The sequence below is a fragment of the Microbulbifer variabilis genome (genome assembly GCF_052467165.1).
This window is the reverse complement of record NZ_CP174301.1, coordinates 386,191-409,670: the sequence shown is the minus strand read 5'-3', so window position 1 is coordinate 409,670 and position 23,480 is coordinate 386,191. Positions and strand designations below refer to the sequence as shown.

The window sequence follows — 23,480 nt, the reverse complement described above, 5'->3', positions numbered from 1 at the left end:
CCCACTAATCGTAAAAATTTTAGTGGCTTAGTTTCTCGCTATTGAAGCAAGAGCAGGCGCTATGGCAGAAACCCGCTTCAATATAAATGTGGCACTGGAAGTTTCCCGAGATATAAATTGATTATGAGAATTATTTCGTTAAGAACAACGGGAAGATAAGATATTGATATCAATAGTTAAAATCAGCCTTTTCATGAAATAAATCTAGAAGCCCCTAAAATTCATAATGGGAAAAATGTATTAGCATTTCACCTAGATAAGGCCGCCTACTCCACCCACTACTAGATTAATAAACTTAGATACGGCCTATGTATTCGATATAAAGTTGCTACGAACAAAGGGAATAGACATATATGATCAGAGAGTACAAATTGAGTGACTTGGACATCATTTTAGATATTTGGTTAACAGCCTCGATCAATTCACATAGATTTATCTCTTCTGAGTTCTGGGAATCACAGCTGGAAGATATGCGCGATATCTATATCCCAAACTCAGAAACCTATGTCTTTGAGAGAGACAGAAAAGTAGCTGGGTTTTATTCCCTCAATGGTAGTTCATTGGCTGCAATCTTTGTTTATCCACACGTCCAGGGTCAAGGTATAGGAAAGCAACTTCTGTCTCATGCAAAGTCTCAACGGTCTCATCTGACACTCTCCGTCTATAAAGAAAATACACCCAGTTATCATTTTTATCTCTCTCAAGGTTTCCTACCAATAAAGGAACAGCTAGATAAATATACGGGACATATTGAATATCTAATGAGTAATAAAGCACAATAAGCCACCCTACTGTCTACCTTTTTTGAGCCTCACTTCGGATAGCTTCTATTTATTGCACCAATACGAAAAAAATGAAGCAATGACAAGGACGATGCTATGATTACACTTCCACAGTTAACAGAATTACTTGGCTGGGCATCAATAATCAATATTGCCTACCTTCTCCTGGCAACAATAGTTATTTCTTTTATGAATAAGTGGTTATCTTCTATTCATAGTAAGCTATTTAGATTAAAGGCTGGGGAGTTGAACTCCAAGTACTTTGACTTCCTGAGTATTTACAAAATCGTGACACTGGTATTTATCGTGGCGCCATATATCGCTCTGAAAATTATGGGTCAGTAATTATCCAAACAAACTGCCAAATTTCATTTAAACCTCAAGAACCAATAAAATGCCTACCACAGACCTAAAGTCAAAACTTGACGCGATATTCGACAAGCATGTACAGGCTGAACTTGCCGGCGATCTCGATGGAACCCTGTCCACTATGGCGCCCAATCCTCATATCGTAAATATACCAACCATGCTAGGTGGTCAGGGCCCTCAGAGCATCCGTACATTTTACTCCAAACATCTTATAGGGCAGTTTTTTCCACCCGATGTTACTTTCGAAACTATTTCTAGAACATACAGCGAAGAGCGACTCGTCGATGAGTTGATCATATCATTCACTCATACTATAAAGATGGACCACATGCTACCGGGAATTGAACCAACCGGAAGGCGAGTTGAAGTAATATTTATTGTTATTGTGGGCGTTGAAAATGACAAGGTAGCTTACGAGCATATTCTGTGGGACCAGGCAAGTGTTCTGGTCCAGCTTGGCCTATTAAACCCAGAAGGTCTTCCGGTTGTTGGCGCAGATGCCGTAGCAAAAATCAGAAATCCAGCCTTGCCGGATCCTTTTTTTGATGGCTCCTAAAAAATCAGTATTTGCGACCCATTCATTTCATGTTATAGATGTTGCTTATCTAAATTTTCCAGGTGTATTAGTTGAGCATTGAGCCTAGCCTATATTTTTATCTTAATATTCTTTTAGATATTATTTATTTTATATAGAGAGCTATTTTCAAATCATAAAATGCACCCCCCAATTTACTGGTAAATTCTGCGGTAGATTTTGTTCATTGATGAAGTAGAGTCATAAATAACACTACCTAAGGCTAAGAATCTCGCACCCTCTGGCTTAGAAAATTTTATTTCTTTACTTCTGAGAGGTCCTTTACAACTCTCACATGCTGCATCATACCGCCATCTTCATGATATAGCAGGTGGCAGTGTAAAGGGTATTTACCCGTAAAGTCTTTAAAACGGGTTCGAAATTTTACATATCCATGTGGAGGCACCTGGAAAGTATCGCACCAGAATGGCAGCTTCAGTGTATGGTGCATCGGGTCTTCACCTACCACTTCAATAACATAGTAAGGATTGACATGAATATGTATCGGGTGAGGAAACTCACTCTCATTGACCAGAGTCCACTCCTCTATCGCATCTAACTCAACATAGTGGTTTACCACATCACAACCACCAAATGGCGCATGATCAATACTTACATTTAGACCACGGAAATATTTATCCGGATCATCCAGCGTATTGGCCTGCAAGGTCAATCGCCGTGTATTAGTGATCTCATCATCTGTAATAGGCTTTAAAAGATCAACCTTAAAACTCTCAGGAAATGGAGGTGGAGCACACCTTGACGGAGGCTTGCTGGGAGCGTAAATAGCAGTACCAATCTCCTCACCCTGCTCAATCGCGATAACAAACAACGGGCTATTATTGTGGTACTTGTAGTGCGGCATCTGCTGAAATTCAATGGCGTTATTATATACATAGAAATGCGCACCGGGCGTTGCAGCCTCACTAATTTTGAGAAACAAGGAAGCGCGATTCGCGGGACCCAAACTTACGCCATCCTGCAGGCGGTAGTCTTCTGTGGGATTCCCATCAAAGCCGTAAATGTACATCTGCGCGAACCAAGGGCAGTCTATGTCTATTGACGTGCGAGTGGTTGCATTGAGGAGACGCAAGTTCAGTAACTCTCCCACCGTCGCATGTATCACTGGGCAATATTGACCATTCACAGTAATGCAGTATTCACTGTCGGGGAACTTGGCAACCTGATGTTGGTCCTCCACTCTTCCTTTTTCATCTACCGCAATATTTTGAAATACCAATACATATTCCTTAACACCCATCGCCTCCAGTTCATCATCAAAATCGTCACGTACAATTAAGGCACCAGCCATACCACTTCCGACTTGTATCGCGACAGAGCCGTGTTTATGAGGGTGATACCAGTAGAGGCCGGGCGGGTGATTTTTTGGAATATCATATTCATAGGTGAAATTTTCACCCGGCGGAATTTTCATACAAACATTATCACCTGGAGACTCTGGGGAAACGTGAAGTCCGTGTGTATGCAGGTTATAAGTATTGAATTCATGAGGAAAATTGATCATTCCGGAATCACCCTCTTCCTCTTCAGGTGGCAGCTTGTTATTGGTTTGAATTGTCAGATGGCTACCGGGGCGTATTTCAATGGTCGGCCCAGTAAGGGTAAACCCAGCTTCCCGGGTGATTGAAGATGAAAATACACGTGTCCAGACAGGAGTTTCATTTTTTTTGTAAAAACTGAAGACATTGTTCTCTTCGTACTGAACATCCAATTCAACACGTAGATTCCTATCTGCCTTACTCATCGAATATACCGGTGGGTTTACCAGCGGCTCTAAGAAAGAGATATTCTTTCGATTATTCACGGTATCGCCTCAAATCCTTTTAAAGGCATAGAAAATATTAATACACTAGCATCATCGATATAACCGCTCTCTTGGTTATAACTTCTGGAAAAAAGTTCTCTATATAGTATCCCAGCCTGGGATCAACTTATCCAAGTATAGAGTTCAGTGTAGGCCACTGAGTGTCTGTCAAAGAATGACATCTATATAAGCCTGGAATGAAACAGGCAAGAGAAGTAATCTACGCTTTAGCCGATCTAATTACGAGTGTAAAAAATCCCCATCAAGGAGCCTTTCTCCAAAACTTACAATTTATCTTAGGCATATCCCAATTACGACCTCTATTCGGTTCATACCGGCGCGCCATACGGCTCCAGTGAGAACAGTATCCAGAGTTAGGGATTAGCTTCATTCGATCCTCAATCATCAGCAACAACAACTGAGATTTAAGTAACCAATAGGTGGTCATCTAAAGAAAAATAGCCTTGAACAAAAAATCTTTTAATCTGAATAGAGAAAGACCAAGCATACCGAAGTCTTGATTACCTTTGCGAACAAAACAACAGAATCTATTCACAATACTTATAAATTTTACTTTCAGAATCAAACTCCAAGGCTGATTATTTCAGTTAAAAGATATGCATAAATGAATTGTTGAGATTTTATTCGGCTAAGAAACCTAGAAAAATTTCCCCTGGCTACTTAATTTGAGAATATCTGCTTACTACATTATTGGCTCTGCATCCTTGCGACCAGGTTCCATCTTTGAATTTTACGGCGCTGTAAAAGTAAACATTAATTTCATCAAATTACTATTCCTTTGATGTTTCTACAGCTTGATTATTTTGACATATCTGGTGCCTGAAACTGATCATAATGATCAAATTCGCAATAAACCAAAGGTCTTTAATGATAAAAATTCCACTGGATGCTAGAACCCACGGTTTTTCCCAGCTCCCGGGATAACTAAGCAGGAACGTTTGGGTAGTAACAAAAACAGCCCCACAAAGTAATACTCCAGGCCAGAAGAGTGCCCTAACATGAATACCTATAGCCAATATAACCAAGGCAAGCAGATCATAAACGCCAATAATATTGGATGCTTGCTGGACACTGAAAAAGTTATACAACCAGGACATCAATGGGGAACTATTCACCAGCCCTTCGATACCTTGGGCCTCTATAGCGGTGAATTTCATTCCTCCAATCCACAATAGAACCAAGCCAACTGGTAGAAAATTCAGCCATATATATTTCCTTGAAGGTGCAGATTTATAGCCGAGCCAGGTCAGTCCTATTACGATCAGGGAAAAATATTTTATGACTCCCTGCCCAGAACCTATAGCTGGAAAACCGCCAAGTGCGTCAATCCAGTGTGTGCTGCCAAAAAGGCTCAGCAGGGGCACTATGGATAGTGCGATGATCAAGAGCGCCAAAGGCAGGATAAATTTTTCTATAAAGATAGATAGCACAGAGAGTAGGGCAGCTATGGTGAAGATTATCGCAACAGCGGTGGCAATTCGTGAAAGTCCCGCGCCTCCTTCGAAACCATAAAATGCCATGATGGATCCCAGCCCCCCCTGCTGACCGGAGAAAAGCGCGGCTGCGAGCAATGCGAAGGAAATAGCCAGGAGGGCAAATGGTAGTTTCCGCAAACAAATATTCATCATTCAATGACCTGGAAGTAATTAAACTTTCAAGGAGCCGCCTTACGGCAATCTCCCATTCCTTATGCCTTGCCAGCAGGAGCAGCCTGATGGCAGATGCTTTGAAGGAACTTACTTACAGTTGTCGTCACGACTTCGGGAATTATTACAACTCCAACGTCTTTCACTTTGACTTAGCAGCCAGGCTTAGTCACAACTGAGCCTACTCCAGAATCAGGGTGCCTCGGTACATCTGCATCTGACAGGTAAATGGATATTCCCCAGGGTTTGCTGCCGGCAATATAACCGGAGTATCCCTGTGCAGAGTAAGCTCAGCGCTGACTTCCAAGTCTGGAAATAACACCCACTCCGAGCAGGGACTCGGATCTTCGCGAAGAAAGTGCAAGGTTGCAGCTCGGCCCGCCGGAAGGCGAATATGATCTGGCTCATATACCCCATCTTTGACCAGTATTTGCAACTTATCTGCGGTGGGCATGGCTTTGTTGGCTTTGCGCTTTGGTCCTAGCCAAAACCACCAGACAATGCCAACAATGAGCAGCAATCCCACCAGATTAACGAGTATCGCTCCCATTAGCGCACCTCCGAAGGTTTGAAAAAGCGCAGGCGATTTGCATTACTAACAACAGTTAGCGAGGAAAATGCCATTGCAGCTCCCGCCACAATCGGGCTTAGTAGCATTCCAGTTATTGGGTATAAAACCCCCGCGGCGATAGGAATGCCCAGTGTGTTATAGATAAAGGCACCAAACAGGTTCTGCTTGATATTGCGGAGGGTCGCACGGGATAGCTCTACAGCGTTGGCAACGCCGTGTAACGATGAGCGCATCAGAGTGACATCTGCACTCTCAATTGCAACATCGGTACCTGCTCCAATAGCAAAACCCACATCTGCACGAGCCAGCGCCGGCGCATCATTGATTCCATCACCTACCATGCCCACACGTTCACCACCTTCTTGTAGCTCGGCGACAATGCGCTCTTTATCCTCCGGTAAAAGATCTGCATGAACTCTATCGATCTGCAGCTTTTTGGCGACTGCCTCTGCACTCCCTTTGTTATCACCAGTCAGCATCTCGATTCTTAGTCCCAGCTTGCTCAGGCGCTCTATGGCTGCTTGAGCATCATCACGAATAGGGTCAGCTACAGCAATTATGCCTTGCAGCTCTCCGTCCACTGCGGCGTACATTACTGTACGCCCGGCCTCAGCCAAGGTATCAGCTCGGCTCCGCCAGGAAGCCAGGGGTATATTTTCTTTGTGCATTAGTTTGCTGTTACCGAGCAGCACCTTCTTGCCAGAAATAATCCCTGTCACACCGTGGGCAGTTATTGCGTGGAAGTCACTGGGAGACTGCAGCTGCAGTTCTTTTTCTTGGGCCGCGCTGACTATAGCTTCAGCCAGAGGGTGCTCAGAGCCCTGCTCCAGACTCGCGAGCAGTTGCAGTAATTCATCACTGTCACCATTGCATTCGATATCGGTAAGGCGTGGTGAGCCTTCCGTAAGGGTACCTGTTTTATCAACAACCAGGACGTCCAGATTACAGGACTGTTGCAAAGCTTTACCATTGCGTACCAGCACTCCATTTTCAGCGCCCTTCCCCACTCCCACCATTACGGATAGCGGAGTAGCGAGCCCCAAGGCACAGGGGCAGGCTATGATCAATACCGAAGTAAGCACCACCAGCATATGGGCAGCTTGGGGCTCTGGGCCGAAGTTAAACCAGATGAGAGCCGCAACAACAGCAATAATCATAACCACCGGTACAAAAATCGCAGAAATTCTATCGGCCAGGCGTGCGATGGGTACCCGCGACCCCTGGGCGTTTTTCACCATTTCAATAATCTGCGCAAGGCGTGTATCGGCTCCGACTTTTTCCGCAAGAAACAGCAGGCTACCGTTTTTATTGAGAGTACCTGCTGTCAGGCTATCCCCTTCGTCTTTTTTTACCGGGACCGGCTCACCGGTGAGCATAGACTCATCCACCAAGCTTTTGCCCTCGAGAACCCGGCCATCCACAGGAATTTTCTCCCCCGGACGCACACGCAGCTGGTCACCTTCCTGTACCTGCTCTATCGGGAGATCTACCTCTTTACCATCTCGCAACACACGAGCCGATACATCTTGTAGTTCCAGCAACTTTTCCACCGCGGCACTGGTGCGCCCACGGGCCCGCACTTCCAGGGCCTGTCCCAGGCTGATCAGGCCAATAATCATGGCACTGGCCTCAAAGTACACATGGCGAGCAGATTCTGGCAACAGATGGGGAACCAGCACCACCATCATCGAGAAAAGCCAGGCTGTACCAGTACCCAATGCAACCAAGGTATCCATAGTGGCACCGTGGTGGCGCAGCGCCTTCCAGGCCCCACTAAAGAAATGACCGCCGCAGAAAACCAGCACTGCCAGGGTAATCAGTCCTGTTGCACCCCAAGCGAGCTGCTCATTGAGGGTGTTCACAGATACTTTATCGGTAATCAGACCCCAGGCCATCAGCGGTACGCCCACCCCCAAGGCGAAGGCTGAGCGCCACAACAGCTGGCGATAATGTTGCTGTTCGTGGGCTCTTTGCTCGGCGCGCTGATCACGCTCACTGCTCTTTGCTATCTCGGCGTCATAGCCCGCGGAACGCACCGCCTCAATACAAGTCTGAGGTTCTGCTTTGCCGTGAACGATAAGGGTTTTGTCAGCAAGATTTACCCTGGCATCCTCTACACCACCAGCTTGCCGTACCGCACCTTCGATCTTGTTTACACAGCCGGCGCAACTCACGCCGCTGAGGCGGAACACCATTTGTGCTGAATGCTGCTTCTTGGCCATATTGCTCTCCCTCAAAACCGTTTCTGGCGACAAAGTTACAACCTTCCCGCTAGGGTAAGGCAACAGTTTGCGCCAGCAATCCCTTCTTTTATAGGGTTCGGCCGCCAATCTTCAGCTTAGTGTTTTGCTCAAAGACTTGGAGCTACGCACAAGGCGAGTGCAAAGGCCGCGCAAGCCCTTCTCCGGGGTGTTATTATCGCGCCATGAAACACCCCCTGCTCCCTGAAAGACCCCTGAGTATCTCACCGACTCTGGCTGCAACCGTTGGCCTGGAGGAGGCTGTATTGCTCACAGCGCTCGGCGACTTGACGCCTTTCCTACCCTTGGAGCCTTATGGGGGGCGGGATTGGTACACAGCACAGGGAGAACAGCTATACCTGCTACTACCCTTTTGGCAAGCAGCGGATATCCAGCGTGTAGCTACCAGCCTGCGTAACCAGGGTGCACTGTTACTCGGTGCTGCCCCTTTTGGCAGTAGCGAAATCCTGAAATTTGCCCTGCCGGGAGAATACAAACACCCTATAGCGACACCGCCAACTCCCCAGGTCCAAATCCCACCGAGCCGCAGTGCCAATACTATTGCACCAGGCTGGCAGCCCGATGCAGAGACCATGGCGCGTATCAGCCAGCTGGGCATCCCCGAACACTTTGTGCGCGAGCAGTTACCGGAATTTGTAACCTACTGGCGTGAACGCGCCGAGCCGCGACACTCCTTTGGTTCACTATTCCTACGCCAGGTTAAAGGCAAGTGGGAGGCTTTTCGCGCCACCGCTCAACGCAAGCAAGCCCTGCCGGATAACTGGCAACCGAGCAACGACACCTTGCGAAAACTGGCCGACGAGGGTGTGCCCAGTACATTTGTCAGCCGCGGCCTGCAGCGTTTCCTCGATTACCACCGCTCCAGTGGCAAACAATCCATATCCTGGGATCTGGAATTCAATGACTGGATCATGGAAGACTGGGAAAAGCAGGAAACCCCATTTATTGAAAAGCGTAAACCCACCGCGATGACCCGTGACTGGCAACCCAGTGAACATACCTGGGAGCAGTTACAACGCCTGGCCATTAATCCGCGCTTTGCCGCAGAGCTACTGCCAGAATTTATCTATAAATGGACTGAGCGAGGTGGCCACAGCGCACGCTGGGGGGAGCTGTTTATTGAATACGCTCGAGAGGAGTGGGCCTACTACTGCCAGGGTATTGAGAAAAACCCTGTGGCCAAACCTATTCCACGCAACTGGCAACCTGGGGGCGACTGTCTGAGTCACCTGGTGAATCAATGCGAGATCGACCGAGATTTTGCCCTGTCGCTAGTAGCGGAATTTATTATTTACTGGCGCGGCCAAAACGCCGCACGCAAAAGCTGGGACGCCGTTTTTGTGCGTCACGCACGCCACCAGTGGGCGGAGCGCAACAAATTGGCAATAGGAAACTCTTATGGCAACCCACAAGACTCCAATAGCAGCGCAAACCAGCGCACCCGCGACCGATCAATCGGCGACATACTCACAGACACAAACTGGTAGTGGACAGAGCCAGGAACAAGTCAACGAAAAGAAGCGTGCAATCAACGAAGTATTCGCACTGTTTAAGTTAAACTATCATAACCAGTTCAGTGCTGCCTTCCCGGACACAGAAACTCTACACCATGCCAAGCGCCTATGGCTGGAAGCTTTACTCTCATTTGCCCCCGAAGACATTATGCAAGGCGCAAAGCGTGCGATCCTCCAGAGCGAATACTTGCCCACAGTGCACAAAATGCTGCAGCTCTGTGCCGCCGGCGAAAATGGCCTACCGGAATCCCGCGCGGCTTACCGTGAAGCCTGCAATGCTCCCAGTCCAAAAACCAATCACAGGTGGAGCCACCCTGCAGTTTATCATGCCGGACGCGAGTCTAATTGGTTCTTCCTCGCCAATAATCCCGAATCCGTAGCCTACTCCGTATTTGCAGAGCACTATCGCAAGTTTTGTGCTCGAGTGTTAGAGGGAGAAAAGCTTCCGGCCCCGGAGCAGTTGAAGCTGGAGGAAAAGCCCGGCACCCCACTCTCCAAGGAAGAAAATGCACAAAAAATGGCGGAGCTACGCGCGGAACTGGGAATCTGACCTAAGACCAGGATATTTTTAGTAAGCCGGCAAATCCATGTCGGCGGCAACTTCTGGCTCCACATTCTCCTAAAAAGATAACAGAAGAAATTGTTTAGAATTTAACATTTAGATACACCAAAATCCCTCAATAATAATTAGAGGAAAGTATTCCTAAGATACTTAAGGATCATTAAAAAGGACCCATTAATGAAACTAAAAATCTTACTACCCATCCTTATCTCATCTTTCCTGCCACTCCAAACCTTTGCAGTCACGGACCATTCTCACAACCTCACCAGTATTTCTGATGAAGATGTTGCACATCAACGTGCAAACCTGGCAAAGAACACACAAGGAAGAGGTTTTGGACCCCAATCTCCCCGCGATATTGACCTCATTGAAGGTAGGAATACCATTTCTTTTAGTTTGGCCCCTGCCTACTCCAGCATGAATCTTTGTAATATCCACTTTCATAAAAATGCCGAACATAAAGGAGGGGAATTTACTATCTTTGCTGGGAATGGAAATGGCCTTGGATACGACACTGGCTTTAAATTTTCCGGAAGCCTATCAGCGGCTGAGCTAGCAGCTATCAATCAAGATATTTGCCCCAGTGAACATGGCGGATTGCGCCCAGGTGATACCATTGAAGTTCACTATGTTCATTCATCTGCCAAAACCATACCTGGCCCCTCCCTGGGCGCCTGCCTGAATGACTCAGTCAGGAACCCCCAGTTACGGGTTGAAGCTCAGGTTTACGTACTGGTGAATGACCACAATGCCCTTGATTTCAGAGAACTGACAAAGCTCGGAGAGCATAAAGGGTTTCATCAAGCAGTAAATATTCCAGCTAACACCGGACTGCCAATTCAATATCCAGGCTCAACAACTGGCCCTGGATATAATGAACAAGGTTCTCCTTTCCAAGTAACCTGGAGCGTCAGGCCTCGTGTTGCAAAGGTCAATATTAAATCAGTAGACAATTGGTGCCGTGAAAATGTATTCAATGAAGATCATGCCCACGGCGTAAGAAATCTTATTACAAATCCAGACCTTCTTTCTGGGGTTAATCCATAACCTTGTTCAAAGCACCGGAATATCTATAGTTCTAGCCTAGGGAGTGCTTACTTAAATAAGCACTCCTAAAATAAGCAACCAGAGTCTGGAAATGTGTTACGCCACACCCTAATTCAATACGCTCGCCCCCAACACCTTCCAACATATACAACTTATAAATTATTAAATCTCACCTTAAAAATCATCATCCCATAATATCGATTTGGAGAAGCATTCACCACGGCATACCGACAAACTGAATCAAAAATCATATGACAAACACTGTATCTATACACAGCAAAATGACACTGAAGTAATTTTACTTTCTTTACGAAAGAAATTTCATGCAAAGCCTTGACAAGTTAACCATATAGCCACCTAACTTTCTGTATGTTATTTTTATGGATACCGAGCCCCTATGTGATATCCATATGCAAAAAATATTAGCTTTATCGACCATATTGTTTTTTGGCTTTATTTTGTGGGTAATTTACCTAGCTAACACAGGCAGCAGCAGTATATTTTTTGAACTGGTGAGAGCTATCCCCTACGGGGATAAAATCGGGCACATAGTATTATTTGGCACACTTACATTAATCTTGACGCTGTCTTCAAGGAAAAAATTTTACTGTCTGGGCTCCATACATATTTACTATGGGGCGATAGCAGTATTTCTTTTTGCTTTAAGTGAAGAAGTCACACAGGCCTTCCTCCCCTCCAGAACCTTTGACTTCATTGATTTAGCAGCTGATCTTATCGGTATAGGTATAGCGAACATTACGGTTAATCTCTTACAAAGAAGAGAAAAGTACATTTGAATACGAATGGAAAAATTTACTTTTACCATCCTTTTAAAAAAATTTATTGATAAGCAGCCATCTGACAATTTCGGATGGCCGCTGGAAATAGAAGCGCAAGCAGAACAATAAAACTATCAGTTTGCTGTAGCGGAAGATAGATTCAATATATTTTCAATTTTCTGCCAGGAAACCAGCTTAAAGTTTTGCCTACCACTTGGCATACGGTTTCTTCCATCCTGAACCACTAATAACCCCATTGGGAATTCAGTACCAAGGTTTGCACCAGTTACGGCCAGGCCATCAGTCTCTGAGCTGGCATCTATACCTAACTCCCTGTTCATGTCCACACGGAAATTACCGATAAACTCAGTCCCAGAGCGATTGAATAATGCATAGCTGTTGTTCCCCTGGCTAGATGCCACCAGATATCCACTATCTTCATGCAGATACAAGGCCAGCCCCTCTACATCAGCCACTAGACTTTTAGTATTAACCTCCGCTACAAGTTTGGGCTTACCCATCCCGGCACTGTATCTGTGCAAATCCAGCTTCCATATTCCCCTGTCTTCTTCACCGTAGAAAAGCTGACCATTCTGGGCATCGACAACGCACCCTTCTACCTGACCCTCGACAGGTAAACGGGATACGTGTTTAAGTTGCCAATTTCTAGCATCTTGACCCAAGTGAATATCCAGCTGATGTAGCTCTCCCTCCTTATCAGATACCCAGACGCTAAGCCGGCTATCCATATAATAAAGGCACAAGCCATAGGGGTCCTTCATATTCAGTTTCTGTAATCCCAGATATTCAACTTTCCCTGATTTTTCTATGGCAAATAAGTCAATACCCGGCGTGGAGCGGTTGGAAGCTGCTGCAATTGCACTATAAGTAGGATGCTGTATTTCGCTGATATCTACATTATTCACTCGCCCTACGGCAAATTGCTGCACCAATTGCCCGGATAAACCATAGATATTTAAGCCATGTTTTTTATCAGTGCCCAGAATTAAGCTTTGCTCAGGGTGAAGCCGATTCACCCAAATAGCTGGATCATCTGCAGCGTCTCCAGCTGAAGAAACCGGCTGTGTTTGGGCACTGGCAGGAATACGCGGTATGAATTCATCCACCAGTTGCAGGTCAGGATGTTCAGGAGGATTGAGAGGTTCATACACAAAGTACAGAAGGGAATCTACTTCCTCATCCAAAACCACAATATTTTTGCCTATAACGCCAACAGAAGCTGGATAATAATTACTATCAATATAGATAGTCTGATCAGGCCCTTCTTGTAAATTTTTTAATTCATAGCCTTGCAGGCGAGCATCCGCTGTTAACCATAAATAATTGCCAGAGTGATCAATCCAAAGGCCGCCAAAATCCTCCCCGAGTTGATCTGCTTGCATGAGTAATTTTCTTTCCTCATCCTTTTCAGCATCAGCATTCATACTGATAATACCGATTGGCGGCTGGGAGAAGAGCAGCTTCCCATTAAAGGGAGCGACTGCACATGCATTCACCTGCTCACCAAAATACAGGGGGCGAATTTCTACAAGCTCCCATGTAGAAGGTCCAGGGCTTACCAGGTATTCGTGCCCTAACCCATCATCTCCAATAGTAAATAGATGAGTACGATCATTATTCTGATAAAAACACAGGGCGCTTTGCGGCGAAATTTCATCACGGCCGCCAAGATACTGCAAAACTGGTTTGCGATCGATCCCTCCCTTTAACTTGTAAAGTTTCACCTCTGCAGATAGCTCATCATAGGCTGCCACAAGGAGGCTGCCTTGTGACAAACTTTGTATAGCCAAAGTTTCTACCCGGCCAGGAGCAGATACCAGGTGATCTCCATTGCTATCTAGTAATAAGACGCCTTTATTTTTACTGGCAATTAATAGTGCACTCTTTCCCGGAAACTGAACGGGTAACATCTGTTCAGCTCCAATGCCCTGGAGATCGAGTTTTTCTATCGGCTGCACCTTTTTGACACGTAAAACCTGATCCCAACGAGCATCACAACCTCCGAGAATACTACTCAGTAAAAGGCAAATCAGGAGGTAGTACTTATTTTTCATGGTAATCCACCAGCAGAAAATATAAACCCCGTTACTAAATAGGGGGTTGGCAATACCTATTAAAATTTTAGAAAGTGCTATAACTCAAACCCAGTGCATAGGTTGGACCATACTCCTCATACTGGCCATTAAAGCCTGAATTATGTGTGTAGTAAGGCTCATCAGTGAGGTTCACCCCGGTAAAGGTCAGTTGCAGTCCGTTATCGAAACGATAGCGTGCGGATAAGTCCAACTGTAGATGATCATCCTCATAGCGATCAGCAGTAGAATTCTCCAAATCCACCTCCAATAAACGCTCGCTTCGATAAGCAGCTGATAACCGCATGCTAAATGCATCGCGCTCATAACCCATCACAAAATTAGCCACCAGATCTGCTTGCGAAGGCAAAGAAATCTTATCGCTACGCTCCCTATCTGGCCCCAGACCCAAGCGTGCTTCAGAGTCTGTCACAGTAGCATTTGCGCGTAACAGGAACCCGTTTTCGAAACCCCTGGTCCAAGCCAGCTCCATACCATTGAGACGGGCGGAATCACCATTTACCGGTTGTAATACTTCAGCCTCGTCAACACTCAAATTCCCCACATACTGACTGTAATCCACAACACTGGAAACATCGGACAGGACAATGAAATTGTCGATACGCTTGTGGAATAACCCCAGGGAGAGCATACCCAAATGGTCTGCATAGTACTCGGCAGAGAAGTCCAGATTGCGCGACTGGTACGGATCTAGCGCAGGATTACCGGCCTCCACTTCCAGCTTGTCATCGTCATACTCTATCTTGGCCGGCGATGGGTTCAGGTGTCCGAAGGATGGGCGCGAAAGAGACTCACTATAAGCCGCACGCAAAACAATATTATCGTTGTAGTCATATTTATAATTTACACTGGGAAAGAAGTCATCATAATCGCGCTGATAGCGTATCCCAGCTGCATAAACCTCGTCGGCAATTTCCTGTGCACCGGGTACCGGCTCTTCAGACTCGACAACTTGCACACCCTCAGCGGTAAAGTCTGTGCGCTCGTAGCGAACCCCAAATACCAGCTGCGACTGGTCAAACTCAATCGTATTCATAACGTAGAACGCACTGATATCTTCCTGCATATTGTAATCGCGCGCGGAAGACAAAGCCGTTTCAGTTTCATCAACTTCAAAATCGTCAATATGACTGTTAATAAAGTAATTTAAACTGCCGCTACTAACCCCAGGGCCAAAGCTATCCAAGCCGTAGTCGATGTCATTGCGAACAAAATCTGCGAGGGTGTAGTCTCCCGCAAAATCCTTATACACGGTCGCATTCAAGTCTCCACTCTTCTCACGCTGTCGCTCGTGTATGCCAAACTGGATAACTGATGGATTACCGGCCCACTGAATTTCCCGGCTAATGTCGAAACGCAGGCTCAGCTCTTTATCCTCTGTAAAGTTATCTTCAATGACGAGCTCATCCAATTGATAACTGGACGGGTCTAAAACTCGCTGCGCATCTTCTGCGCCCACTGCCATACGCGGCGTTTTATCTGCCTCTACATAGCCAATGCGCACAGGCTCCAATGCAAAATCTGTATCTCGTCGGTGAGGTTCAGACTCCTCCGCATGGGAATATCCCAGTGCATAGGAGATATCCACCTGATCAAAATTATGCTCACCACCGAAAACAGAGGAGATGATTTCCTGCTCTTCCAGCCGGTCCTTCAAAGACTTTTCCAGTGCAGCTTCCTGCCACTGTGCGGAGTTCCTTGAAATCGTTTCCGGCTCATCCCGCCCGGCATCCAACTTCCAGGAGTTGCGCTGGCGAATTTCCTTGTCGGAAAATTCTGAATAGAGATTGTGGAAGTACATACGTGAGCGATCACTAAGATCCAGATCGAAGTTGGCAGCAACACCTGTTCGCTCGCGGGTAATGGAATAATCACGCTGTTCGATCTCTGTCGCACCAATGCCGGTAGTACCATCCTCAGCCGTAAATTCCTGCCAGGTACCATCAGTCTCAATATTTTCCGAACCGAAATTCCGCTCTTGATGGCTGAGGGCCAGGGCCACGCCAAATCGTCGATCGCCACTCAAATCAAAGACATTGGTTAAAGTGGCTGCGACTTTGGGACTATTTTCCTCCTGAAGTTCACTGTAACTGTTCTCAGCACTGAACTTATAGCGACGGCCATCATAATCGAGCGCATTAAGGCTTTTGATTTCAATAGCGCCGCCAATAGAGTCTGCACTCATGTCGGGAGTCAGGGTTTTAAAAACCTCCAGGCTGGCGAGTAGGTCTGAGGGAATGACATCCAGGGCGACCGCGCGACTATCTGTTTCCGGGGCCGGCAGGTTAATTCCATTTATTGTTGCCGCGTTCAAGTTAGGATCAATACCGCGCACACCCACAAAGCGTCCCTCCCCCTGATCACGGGCAATAAAAACCCCCGGCATCCTCTGTAAGGCTTCAGTAACATTGGCATCTGGAAGCTCACCGATTGCATCAGATGTCTGCACTGCAACCAGCTTATTCGCATCCCTCTGGCGATCCAGGTCACTGCGCGCGTTACTTGCCTGGGCAGTGACGACCACAGTCTCCATAACCTGTGAATCCTGGTTTTGTGCACTTGCATTTGCGCTCATAATTGCAGCGGCAAGTGCCGTAACTGATGTACCTAGCAGCCGTAAACTGATGATCTTATATTTCATAAAGCACCCACTCCCGTCATTGCCAGTGGCGTATTAGATTGGGCGCAGACTAGTAGGCGTTTATGACCCTTCAGTGACGTTTTTTTTAAGCTGTCATCAAGCTTTCAGAAAAAATTGTAAATATCTGTGCCAATCAACCAAAGGGCCAAACAATCAGGCCTGAAAAATGAGTTATAGAGCAGTGACTCCGGTCATAGACTTTTAAGCAGAAATTCCCACTTAACCAATGAGATTCACCGAGCCAGCGATCCAGAACCAGTAACCCAAAATGGAGTGGAGTATGAGCGACCAACCCAGTAACCCAACACGGCGCAAACTGCTCAAAACCTTGGGTACTGTGACCGCCGCGGGTACAGCAAGCTCAGTATTACCCGGCTGTATTGCGGAACACAGCGCTGAAAGGGAAAGCCTTACTTTTTCTGAAATTCCTCATTCGCTGGATTTCCAACACCACCTGCCGGAACACTACAGCGCCGATATCCTTTTGCGCTGGGGAGATCCAATTCAGGAAACCGATACTCCATTTCACCCGGAGAAACTGGATGCCGCAGAACAGCGACAGCGATTCGGCTACAACAATGATTTCATTGCATTTATGCCTCTGGCTGACAATGTCGAACCTTCACGTGGGGATTTACAACTGCAAAGCGGCAATAGCAACCGCGGACTACTGTGTGTAAATCACGAATATACTCAACCCCACTTAATGTTCCCCGGCTATAACGACGAATACAGTGCCACTCGTGGGGTTAGTTCTGAGCATGTCGCGATAGAGCAGGCGGCCTGCGGTCACTCCGTGGTGGAAATTGAGCGCAATAGCAACGGGTGGCGTACCGTGCTGGACAGTCCCTATAACCGCCGAATAACCATGACTACCGCCATGGATATCAGTGGGCCAGCGGCAGGAAACAGGCGATTGAAAACCGCAGCCGACCCCAGCGGTACCCAAGTGCTGGGCACCATAGGGAATTGTGCCGGGGGCAAGACGCCTTGGGGTACTGTCCTTATTGCTGAGGAAGGGTTCGGTGGCGCTTTCCAGGGTAACCCACAAGAAGTCGAAGACCCCAGGGAGGCCCAGAACCACCATCGCTTTGGCATAAGCCCAAGAAACCGTAATTTGGGTGACTACGATCGCCGCTTTGACATTCAAGCGGAGCCCAACGAGCCAAACCGTTTTGGCTGGATGGTGGAATACGATCCCTATGATCCCCAATCTAAGCCGCGCAAGCTCACTACCCTCGGCCGCTTTGAGCACGAGGGCTTCACCCTGGTGTGTAAACCCGGTCAGGCGGTGGTGGCCTACGGAGGCGATGATGACGAACACCAGTTCGTCTATCGCTTTGTCTCCAGGGGTATTTATCAACCTGAGGATTACCAGGCCAACAGGGAACTTCTTACTGAAGGCACTCTCTATGCCGCCAGGTTCGATGAAAATGGTCACGGGCAGTGGTTAGCCCTGATTTATGGCCAGGGATCTCTCAACAGCGAAAATGGTTTTCACAATCAGGCAGATGTACTGATCGATGCACGGCGTGCGGCAGCCCTGTTAGGCGCAACCCCCATGGATCGCCCCGAAGATGTGGAAACCAACCCCCATAACGACTGCACTTATGTCATGCTGACGAAGAATAAGAAGCGCCAGAAAGATGAAATCGATGCTGCCAACCCTCGCGCTAAAAATGTTGCAGGCCATGTATTGGAAATAGTACCACCGGGTAAAAATGGTAATCGTGACCACACCAGTGATCGTTTTCAGTGGCAACAGTTTTTACTGGGGGGAAACCCAAATGCAGAACGCCCAGAAGAGAGAGGTGCCTACGGCCAGCAGGCCAGCTACAACATTTCCGCCAATGGCTGGTTTGCCAACCCGGATAATGTCGCGTTTGATGGCCACGGCAATATGTGGATTGCCACTGATGGCTGTGAGCGCTTTGGATTCCATGATGGGCTCTGGGCCATGGCGACAGAAGGGCCCCTGCGCGCTGCACCAAAACACTTCTTCGGCTGCCCCAGAGGTGCAGAGGTTTGTGGACCGGAATTTACACCCGATGGCACAACCCTTTTCATAGCAGTGCAGCATCCCGCCGAAGCGCGTAACTCCACATATGAAAATCCCATACACCGCTGGCCGGACAATGACCCCAAATTGCCACCACGTCCATCCGTATTGGCAATCTACAGGGACGATGGTAAAGAGGTTGGCAGCTAACTTCACAATCAATTAAGACGGCGTCAGTATTGCTAAAATTAACTCTAAGTATATTTTTTTACCGGCTTGCCGCCTGTAGTCTCTCCTAAGAGCGCAGGCTTTGTGGTTGAGGTTAGCCATGCAAACTACATTTATCGCTGCTTTACGCCACATTGGCGTCACTCTGGCAGTTGCTGCTGTATGCCTGCTACCCCAGATCAACGCACAAACCTCTGAGTCCACCATTAATCTGCGCGGCAGTGGAGCCCGTTTCCCCCACCCAGTCTACGTCGACTGGTTTCGACAGTTTACCCATCAGGATAACGATATATTCGTGCACTACGGATTAAGTGCCAGCACAGATGGTATCCGGGATTTCCTGGGAAATACGGTAGACTTTGCTGCCTCAGATATTGCCATCGAGATTGACAGGCTAGAGGGCTTAAAGGGAGGAGCCGTAGTACTACCTGTCACCGCTATTCAGCTTGTATTGATATTCAACCTGCCGGGCATTGAGGCGTTAAAACTTTCCAGGGATGCCTATGCAAATATATTTTTAGGTAAGGTCCAAACCTGGGACCACCCCAGTATTACTGCCAGTAACCCTGAAATACAGTTACCTAACACTGAAATAACGGTGGTAACTCATACTGAGAGTTCTGGCGCCTCTTATCTTTTCTCCGGGCATCTGAGTAATATCAATGATGAATTTCGCGAAAACATCGGAATAAGCCAAGCGCCTAACTGGCCCAGACAGCCCGGTTTCGAGCGGGCCGCAGGTAGCCAGGGAGTGGCGGCTAAGGTCAGAGCGACCCCAGGTTCCATAGGCTTTATAGACCACTGCTTTGCCGAAGTTACCAATCTCCCTGAAGCACTGCTGGAAAACCGTTCGGGGAATTACATTGAGGCCAATGTAGAGAGCGGCACTGCAGCATTGGAAGAGGTTGAATTTCCTGAAGGCAAGCTACCAGGCAGTAACGCCCCTAACCTGATTGCCTGGGTTTGGGATCCCGCTGCTGAGGGCGCCTATCCAATTACCAGTTTCTCTTGGCTATTGCTTTACGCGGAGCAGGACGATAGTAAAGCCAAAGCTCTACGCAAAATGTTGTCATTTATTCTACATGCCAACTCCCAGGCAAAGGCAGGTGAGTTGGGGCTGGTGCCCTTACCGGAACACGTTCGGGAGAAAGTGCTGAGCGCCATAGATTTTGTCCAATAAATCAAAGATGTATTTAGATTTATTTCCCTTGAAATCAACTTATATTAACTCAGTGGTGACACCAAGCTCCCTGCCCTCCTGCTAAAATTGAATTTGAAGCCAAGTTTTACCCGGCTCGCCATCAGGAATCGATTAAGGTACTGGCGGCCCTTTAGTTGAGGTTTTCCATGCTATCGAGGTATGCCACTACTTTATGCCGCCTGGCTGCCACTCTTTCAGCCGCTATTTTTGGCGCAATTTTCTCTCTTTCCTCCCTGGCCCAAGTACCGGAAAACCCTATCAACTTACGTGGAAGTGGCGCAAGTTTCCCGTATCCCATTTACGTGGAATGGTTTCGTCAATTTACTCATCGAGAAAATAATATTTTTATTTTCTATGAAATGAGCAGCAGTGGCGATGGTATCAGGGACTTTCTTGGACACACAGTGGACTTCGCCGCATCCGATGCAGCGATTGATATTGATGAATTAAGACGTTTAAAACGGGGCGCTGTGGTCTTGCCAGTAACCGCCGGAGAGGTGGTACTGGTATTCAACCTTCCAGGTATCGATAAGCTGAAACTTTCCCGGAAAACCTATACAGGGATTTTCCTGGGTAAAATAAGAAACTGGGATGATCCACTGATCGTTGCGGATAACCCCGATATCACATTGCCCCGAACACCGATTAGCGTGGTCACGCGCTCAGAAAGTTCTGGTACCTCTTATATTTTTTCCGGTCACTTAAGCAGTATCAGTGAGGAGTTTCGTGAGAAGGTTGGCCTGGATAGAGTTCCCAACTGGCCTAAGCTTCCCAGCTTCAAGCGCGCACCGGGGAATCAGGGCGTATCTGCCAGGGTAAGAAAAATCCCTGGTGCCATCGGCTATGTCGAGCATGGCTTTGCCGAGATCGTCAACCTGCCAATCGCAACACTGGAAAATCATGCGGGTAACTATATCGAAGCCAGCGCAGAAAGTGGTGCTGCAGCACTAAAAGAGGCCGAATTTCCCAACACCGAACTACCAGTAAGTGGCGCTCCCAATTTGATCACCTGGGTTTGGGACCCCAAAGCTAGGGACGCTTATCCAATCACCAGTTTTTCCTGGCTATTACTCTACTCGGACCAAGAAGATGATAAAGCCAAGGCCCTGAGGCAATTACTGGTATTTATGTTGAGCAGGAAATCCCAGTCGGAAGCGGGCAAGCTTGGATTAGTGCCACTGCCAGAGAATGTACGATTAAAAGTTTTAAATGCTGTTACCTTTGTGCAGTAGAATCCGTTACAAATTTAAATAACGAAATTGAATTTAAGACGATTAATATAAACAGCATTAAACTAGAGCGCATCAGGCACGGCACCCGCTGTGGAAAACTCCAATATCCTATTGCGCCCTGTTCTCTTCGCTTGGTAAAGGGCGCTATCTGCCTGCTGTAACAATTCCAAAATATCCTTATGCCCTTGCAGACAAGCCACCCCAATACTCGCGGTAAAACTTACAGGTCCCTGAGCCGATTTAATAACAATTTTTGCAATATCTCTATGTACCCTCTGCGCAATACAAACTGTGCCCGCGACATCCGCACTCACCAACAGCGCAAATTCCTCACCACCAATCCGACCAAATACATCCACCTCACGCACATGCTGGGCTATTACTCGTGCTGTCGCACACAGCGCCTGGTCACCAATTAGGTGGCCGTGAATATCATTTATGGATTTAAAATGATCAATATCAAGCATCAACACACCCAGGGGAATCTGCTTGCGCTGGGCTAGTTTTATTAGCAAGGCAGCTTCCTCGAAGAAGCTGCGGCGATTGTATATTCCAGTGAGCGGATCCGTACGCGCCTCTATTTCCGCCCGCACTTTTGCTGCTTGTAACTCCCTTGTGCGTAGCTGTATCAGGTGCTCAAGATCTGTTTTGGAAACTTCCAATTGTTGCAAATATTTTTTTTCTGCCTGGTCTTTTTGGGTGCGTAAACGCTGCACCATTAATCCAATCGCAGCCATTATGGCCATCATTTCCACAAATGAAGCTACTGGAGGCCAGTAATAGTTGACCGGATTATGCACCACAAAGCCTAAATCACGCATAGCCTGCACCAGTAAACCAAGCACCAGGGTGGCCCAACCTATTGCAAATACCGCGGCAGCACTATTACCCTGCCGCCAGCGCACCAAAGCAATTGGCACCACAAGTGGATAACATAACAATGCTACTGTCATGGAAATCTGGGAGGCAGATTTCAACCCCAGCAATACACAAACTAACAGGAAAGCACTGTTAGCCATCATTACCTGTAATAAGTAATCAAGCCTGGGAGTATAGCGCCTGGTTTCCAGAAAAATCCGCGCAAAAATTAGGCCTGTTAAAATCGCGATAGCTCCGCTAATAGTGGTATATCCCCAGTGAAATCCACCACTTACCAGATATTGATGTGTATAACCAAGTACGGTGCCCCACACCAAAATTTTACTGGCGCAATACAGGGAATAAAGGTAGAGAATATTTTCTTTAACCGTAATTGCCCCAACAAACGCAAATAGGGCCATGAGGAAATAGCCTCCGAAAAGGAAGGCTATTAAACTAATCTCACCCTTGCTATTTTGTTGCAGCTTTTGGGGGCTCCAAATTCGCATACTGGGAAAAACCACTCCCAGCTCACCGGAATCAAATTTTACCAATAATTCCTGTGTAATCTTGGCTGGCACAATAATTTCAAAAACAAATCGATTGTGCTCTACCTGGCGAGTGTCAAATGGAGCATATATGGATAAGTTGGCAAGCTTCCGATAAGATCCGGCATTGGATAAAGCACGGGAATACACCTGTAATCCCAGCAACTGATGATCCACATACTCAATATGTAATTTGGCTGGCTGGTTTGTGCTATTGCGCAAAGCAAAATGCGACCAGAAAGCACCGGGTTGAATACCGGTTGAGCCCGCAGTTCTCAAGGGGGTAAATGCTCCACGTTCATAGGCAAGTAAAGCATCCGCAATATCACTACGGCCACCTTTATCATGCCAAGTCTCATGGAATCCTGTGAGCTTACTTCCATCCTCCAACTGTGATACTTCAATTGGCACATGGGCCCAGGCCAAGGCTGAGGGTAAAAACAGGCAGTTGATAAGTATCAGAGTTAGCGACAATCGGGCAGAACGAAGGTACCACTTTAAGTTTATGGGGCATCGGAGATACAATAACCGCTGTCTTATTATACTTTTCTTCATGCTCTTGGCACGTAGGCGATACAATTCCGCTTTTATAATGTCTTCGGCCGGCTCAGTAAATCACAGCTTCTCACGCGGAGAGTCATCTCCAGTTCCGGCAGCAACCGGCTTCAGTATCTTTGGCCACTCCCTGCTGAGCTACTGTCACTTTTA

The 23,480-nt window shown here is 47.1% G+C and carries 17 protein-coding genes; 10 read left to right on the top strand and 7 right to left on the bottom strand.

The genetic code is table 11. The features are described 5' to 3' along the window. Positions 1-371 precede the first annotated feature (371 nt). The 3 genes from ACJJIP_RS01800 to ACJJIP_RS01790 all read left to right on the top strand — a co-directional run bounded on the left by ACJJIP_RS01800 (position 372) and on the right by ACJJIP_RS01790 (position 1,707). Positions 372-782, top strand: coding sequence for a GNAT family N-acetyltransferase (locus tag ACJJIP_RS01800; RefSeq protein ID WP_282952387.1), 411 nt, complete (start codon positions 372-374; stop codon positions 780-782). A 96-nt stretch (positions 783-878) separates the two neighbouring features. Further along, positions 879-1,127 (top strand): DUF6868 family protein, encoded by a 249-nt coding sequence (locus ACJJIP_RS01795; protein WP_020414464.1) that lies wholly within the window; start codon positions 879-881, stop codon positions 1,125-1,127. Positions 1,128-1,176: 49 nt separating this feature from the next. Continuing rightward, complete coding sequence (locus ACJJIP_RS01790) at positions 1,177-1,707, top strand: ester cyclase (protein WP_282952386.1); 531 nt, start codon at positions 1,177-1,179, stop codon at positions 1,705-1,707. 274 nt (positions 1,708-1,981) lie between these two features. Here the strand turns inward: ACJJIP_RS01790 and ACJJIP_RS01785 are convergent, their stop codons facing one another. The 4 genes from ACJJIP_RS01785 to ACJJIP_RS01770 form a co-directional block, all read right to left on the bottom strand. Further along, positions 1,982-3,490: a multicopper oxidase family protein gene (locus ACJJIP_RS01785; RefSeq protein ID WP_157533603.1), complete on the bottom strand. Its 1,509-nt coding sequence runs from the start codon at positions 3,488-3,490 to the stop codon at positions 1,982-1,984. An 851-nt stretch (positions 3,491-4,341) separates the two neighbouring features. Further along, on the bottom strand, positions 4,342-5,199 hold the full coding sequence (locus tag ACJJIP_RS01780; RefSeq protein ID WP_020414461.1) for a DUF417 family protein: 858 nt from the start codon (positions 5,197-5,199) through the stop codon (positions 4,342-4,344). Between the two features lie 199 nt (positions 5,200-5,398). After that, complete coding sequence (locus ACJJIP_RS01775; RefSeq protein ID WP_020414460.1) at positions 5,399-5,767, bottom strand: cupredoxin domain-containing protein; 369 nt, start codon at positions 5,765-5,767, stop codon at positions 5,399-5,401. Next, complete coding sequence (locus ACJJIP_RS01770; protein ID WP_020414459.1) at positions 5,767-8,010, bottom strand: heavy metal translocating P-type ATPase; 2,244 nt, start codon at positions 8,008-8,010, stop codon at positions 5,767-5,769. The genes ACJJIP_RS01775 and ACJJIP_RS01770 overlap by 1 nt, the downstream gene beginning before the upstream one ends. Positions 8,011-8,213: 203 nt before the next feature. Here ACJJIP_RS01770 and ACJJIP_RS01765 point away from each other — a divergent pair, with 203 nt between their 5' ends. From ACJJIP_RS01765 to ACJJIP_RS01750, 4 genes are all read left to right on the top strand, one after another. After that, entirely contained in the window at positions 8,214-9,536 is a 1,323-nt protein-coding gene (locus tag ACJJIP_RS01765) for a DnaT-like ssDNA-binding domain-containing protein (protein WP_020414458.1), read from the top strand. Then, positions 9,448-10,113: a replication protein P gene (locus ACJJIP_RS01760; RefSeq protein WP_020414457.1), complete on the top strand. Its 666-nt coding sequence runs from the start codon at positions 9,448-9,450 to the stop codon at positions 10,111-10,113. Before ACJJIP_RS01765 ends, ACJJIP_RS01760 begins: the two co-directional genes overlap by 89 nt. A gap of 189 nt (positions 10,114-10,302) precedes the next feature. Then, the gene (locus ACJJIP_RS01755; RefSeq protein WP_282952380.1) at positions 10,303-11,172 is read left to right on the top strand and encodes a delta-class carbonic anhydrase; all 870 of its coding nucleotides are present in this window, start codon (positions 10,303-10,305) and stop codon (positions 11,170-11,172) included. A 380-nt stretch (positions 11,173-11,552) separates the two neighbouring features. Next, on the top strand, positions 11,553-11,969 hold the full coding sequence (locus tag ACJJIP_RS01750; protein WP_444946109.1) for a VanZ family protein: 417 nt from the start codon (positions 11,553-11,555) through the stop codon (positions 11,967-11,969). A gap of 116 nt (positions 11,970-12,085) precedes the next feature. Here the strand turns inward: ACJJIP_RS01750 and ACJJIP_RS01745 are convergent, their stop codons facing one another. Continuing rightward, a complete protein-coding gene (locus ACJJIP_RS01745) occupies positions 12,086-14,026 on the bottom strand; it encodes a phytase (RefSeq protein ID WP_444946108.1) in 1,941 nt (646 codons plus the stop codon). A gap of 67 nt (positions 14,027-14,093) precedes the next feature. Beyond that, a complete protein-coding gene (locus ACJJIP_RS01740; RefSeq protein ID WP_282952377.1) occupies positions 14,094-16,706 on the bottom strand; it encodes a TonB-dependent receptor in 2,613 nt (870 codons plus the stop codon). 280 nt (positions 16,707-16,986) lie between these two features. Here ACJJIP_RS01740 and ACJJIP_RS01735 point away from each other — a divergent pair, with 280 nt between their 5' ends. The 3 genes from ACJJIP_RS01735 (at position 16,987) to pstS (ACJJIP_RS01725) (ending at position 21,366) form a co-directional block, all read left to right on the top strand. After that, entirely contained in the window at positions 16,987-18,915 is a 1,929-nt protein-coding gene (locus tag ACJJIP_RS01735) for a PhoX family protein (RefSeq protein WP_444946107.1), read from the top strand. Positions 18,916-19,033: 118 nt separating this feature from the next. Continuing rightward, positions 19,034-20,113 carry a phosphate ABC transporter substrate-binding protein PstS gene (pstS, locus tag ACJJIP_RS01730; protein WP_444946106.1) on the top strand — a complete coding sequence of 360 codons (1,080 nt, stop codon included), beginning with the start codon at positions 19,034-19,036 and terminating at the stop codon, positions 20,111-20,113. Between the two features lie 167 nt (positions 20,114-20,280). Next, the gene (gene pstS / locus ACJJIP_RS01725; protein WP_444946105.1) at positions 20,281-21,366 is read left to right on the top strand and encodes a phosphate ABC transporter substrate-binding protein PstS; all 1,086 of its coding nucleotides are present in this window, start codon (positions 20,281-20,283) and stop codon (positions 21,364-21,366) included. Between the two features lie 62 nt (positions 21,367-21,428). On the opposite strand, the gene ACJJIP_RS01720 is transcribed toward pstS (ACJJIP_RS01725), so the two are convergent. Beyond that, positions 21,429-23,183: a diguanylate cyclase gene (locus ACJJIP_RS01720; protein WP_444946104.1), complete on the bottom strand. Its 1,755-nt coding sequence runs from the start codon at positions 23,181-23,183 to the stop codon at positions 21,429-21,431. Between the last annotated feature and the right edge of the window lie 297 nt (positions 23,184-23,480).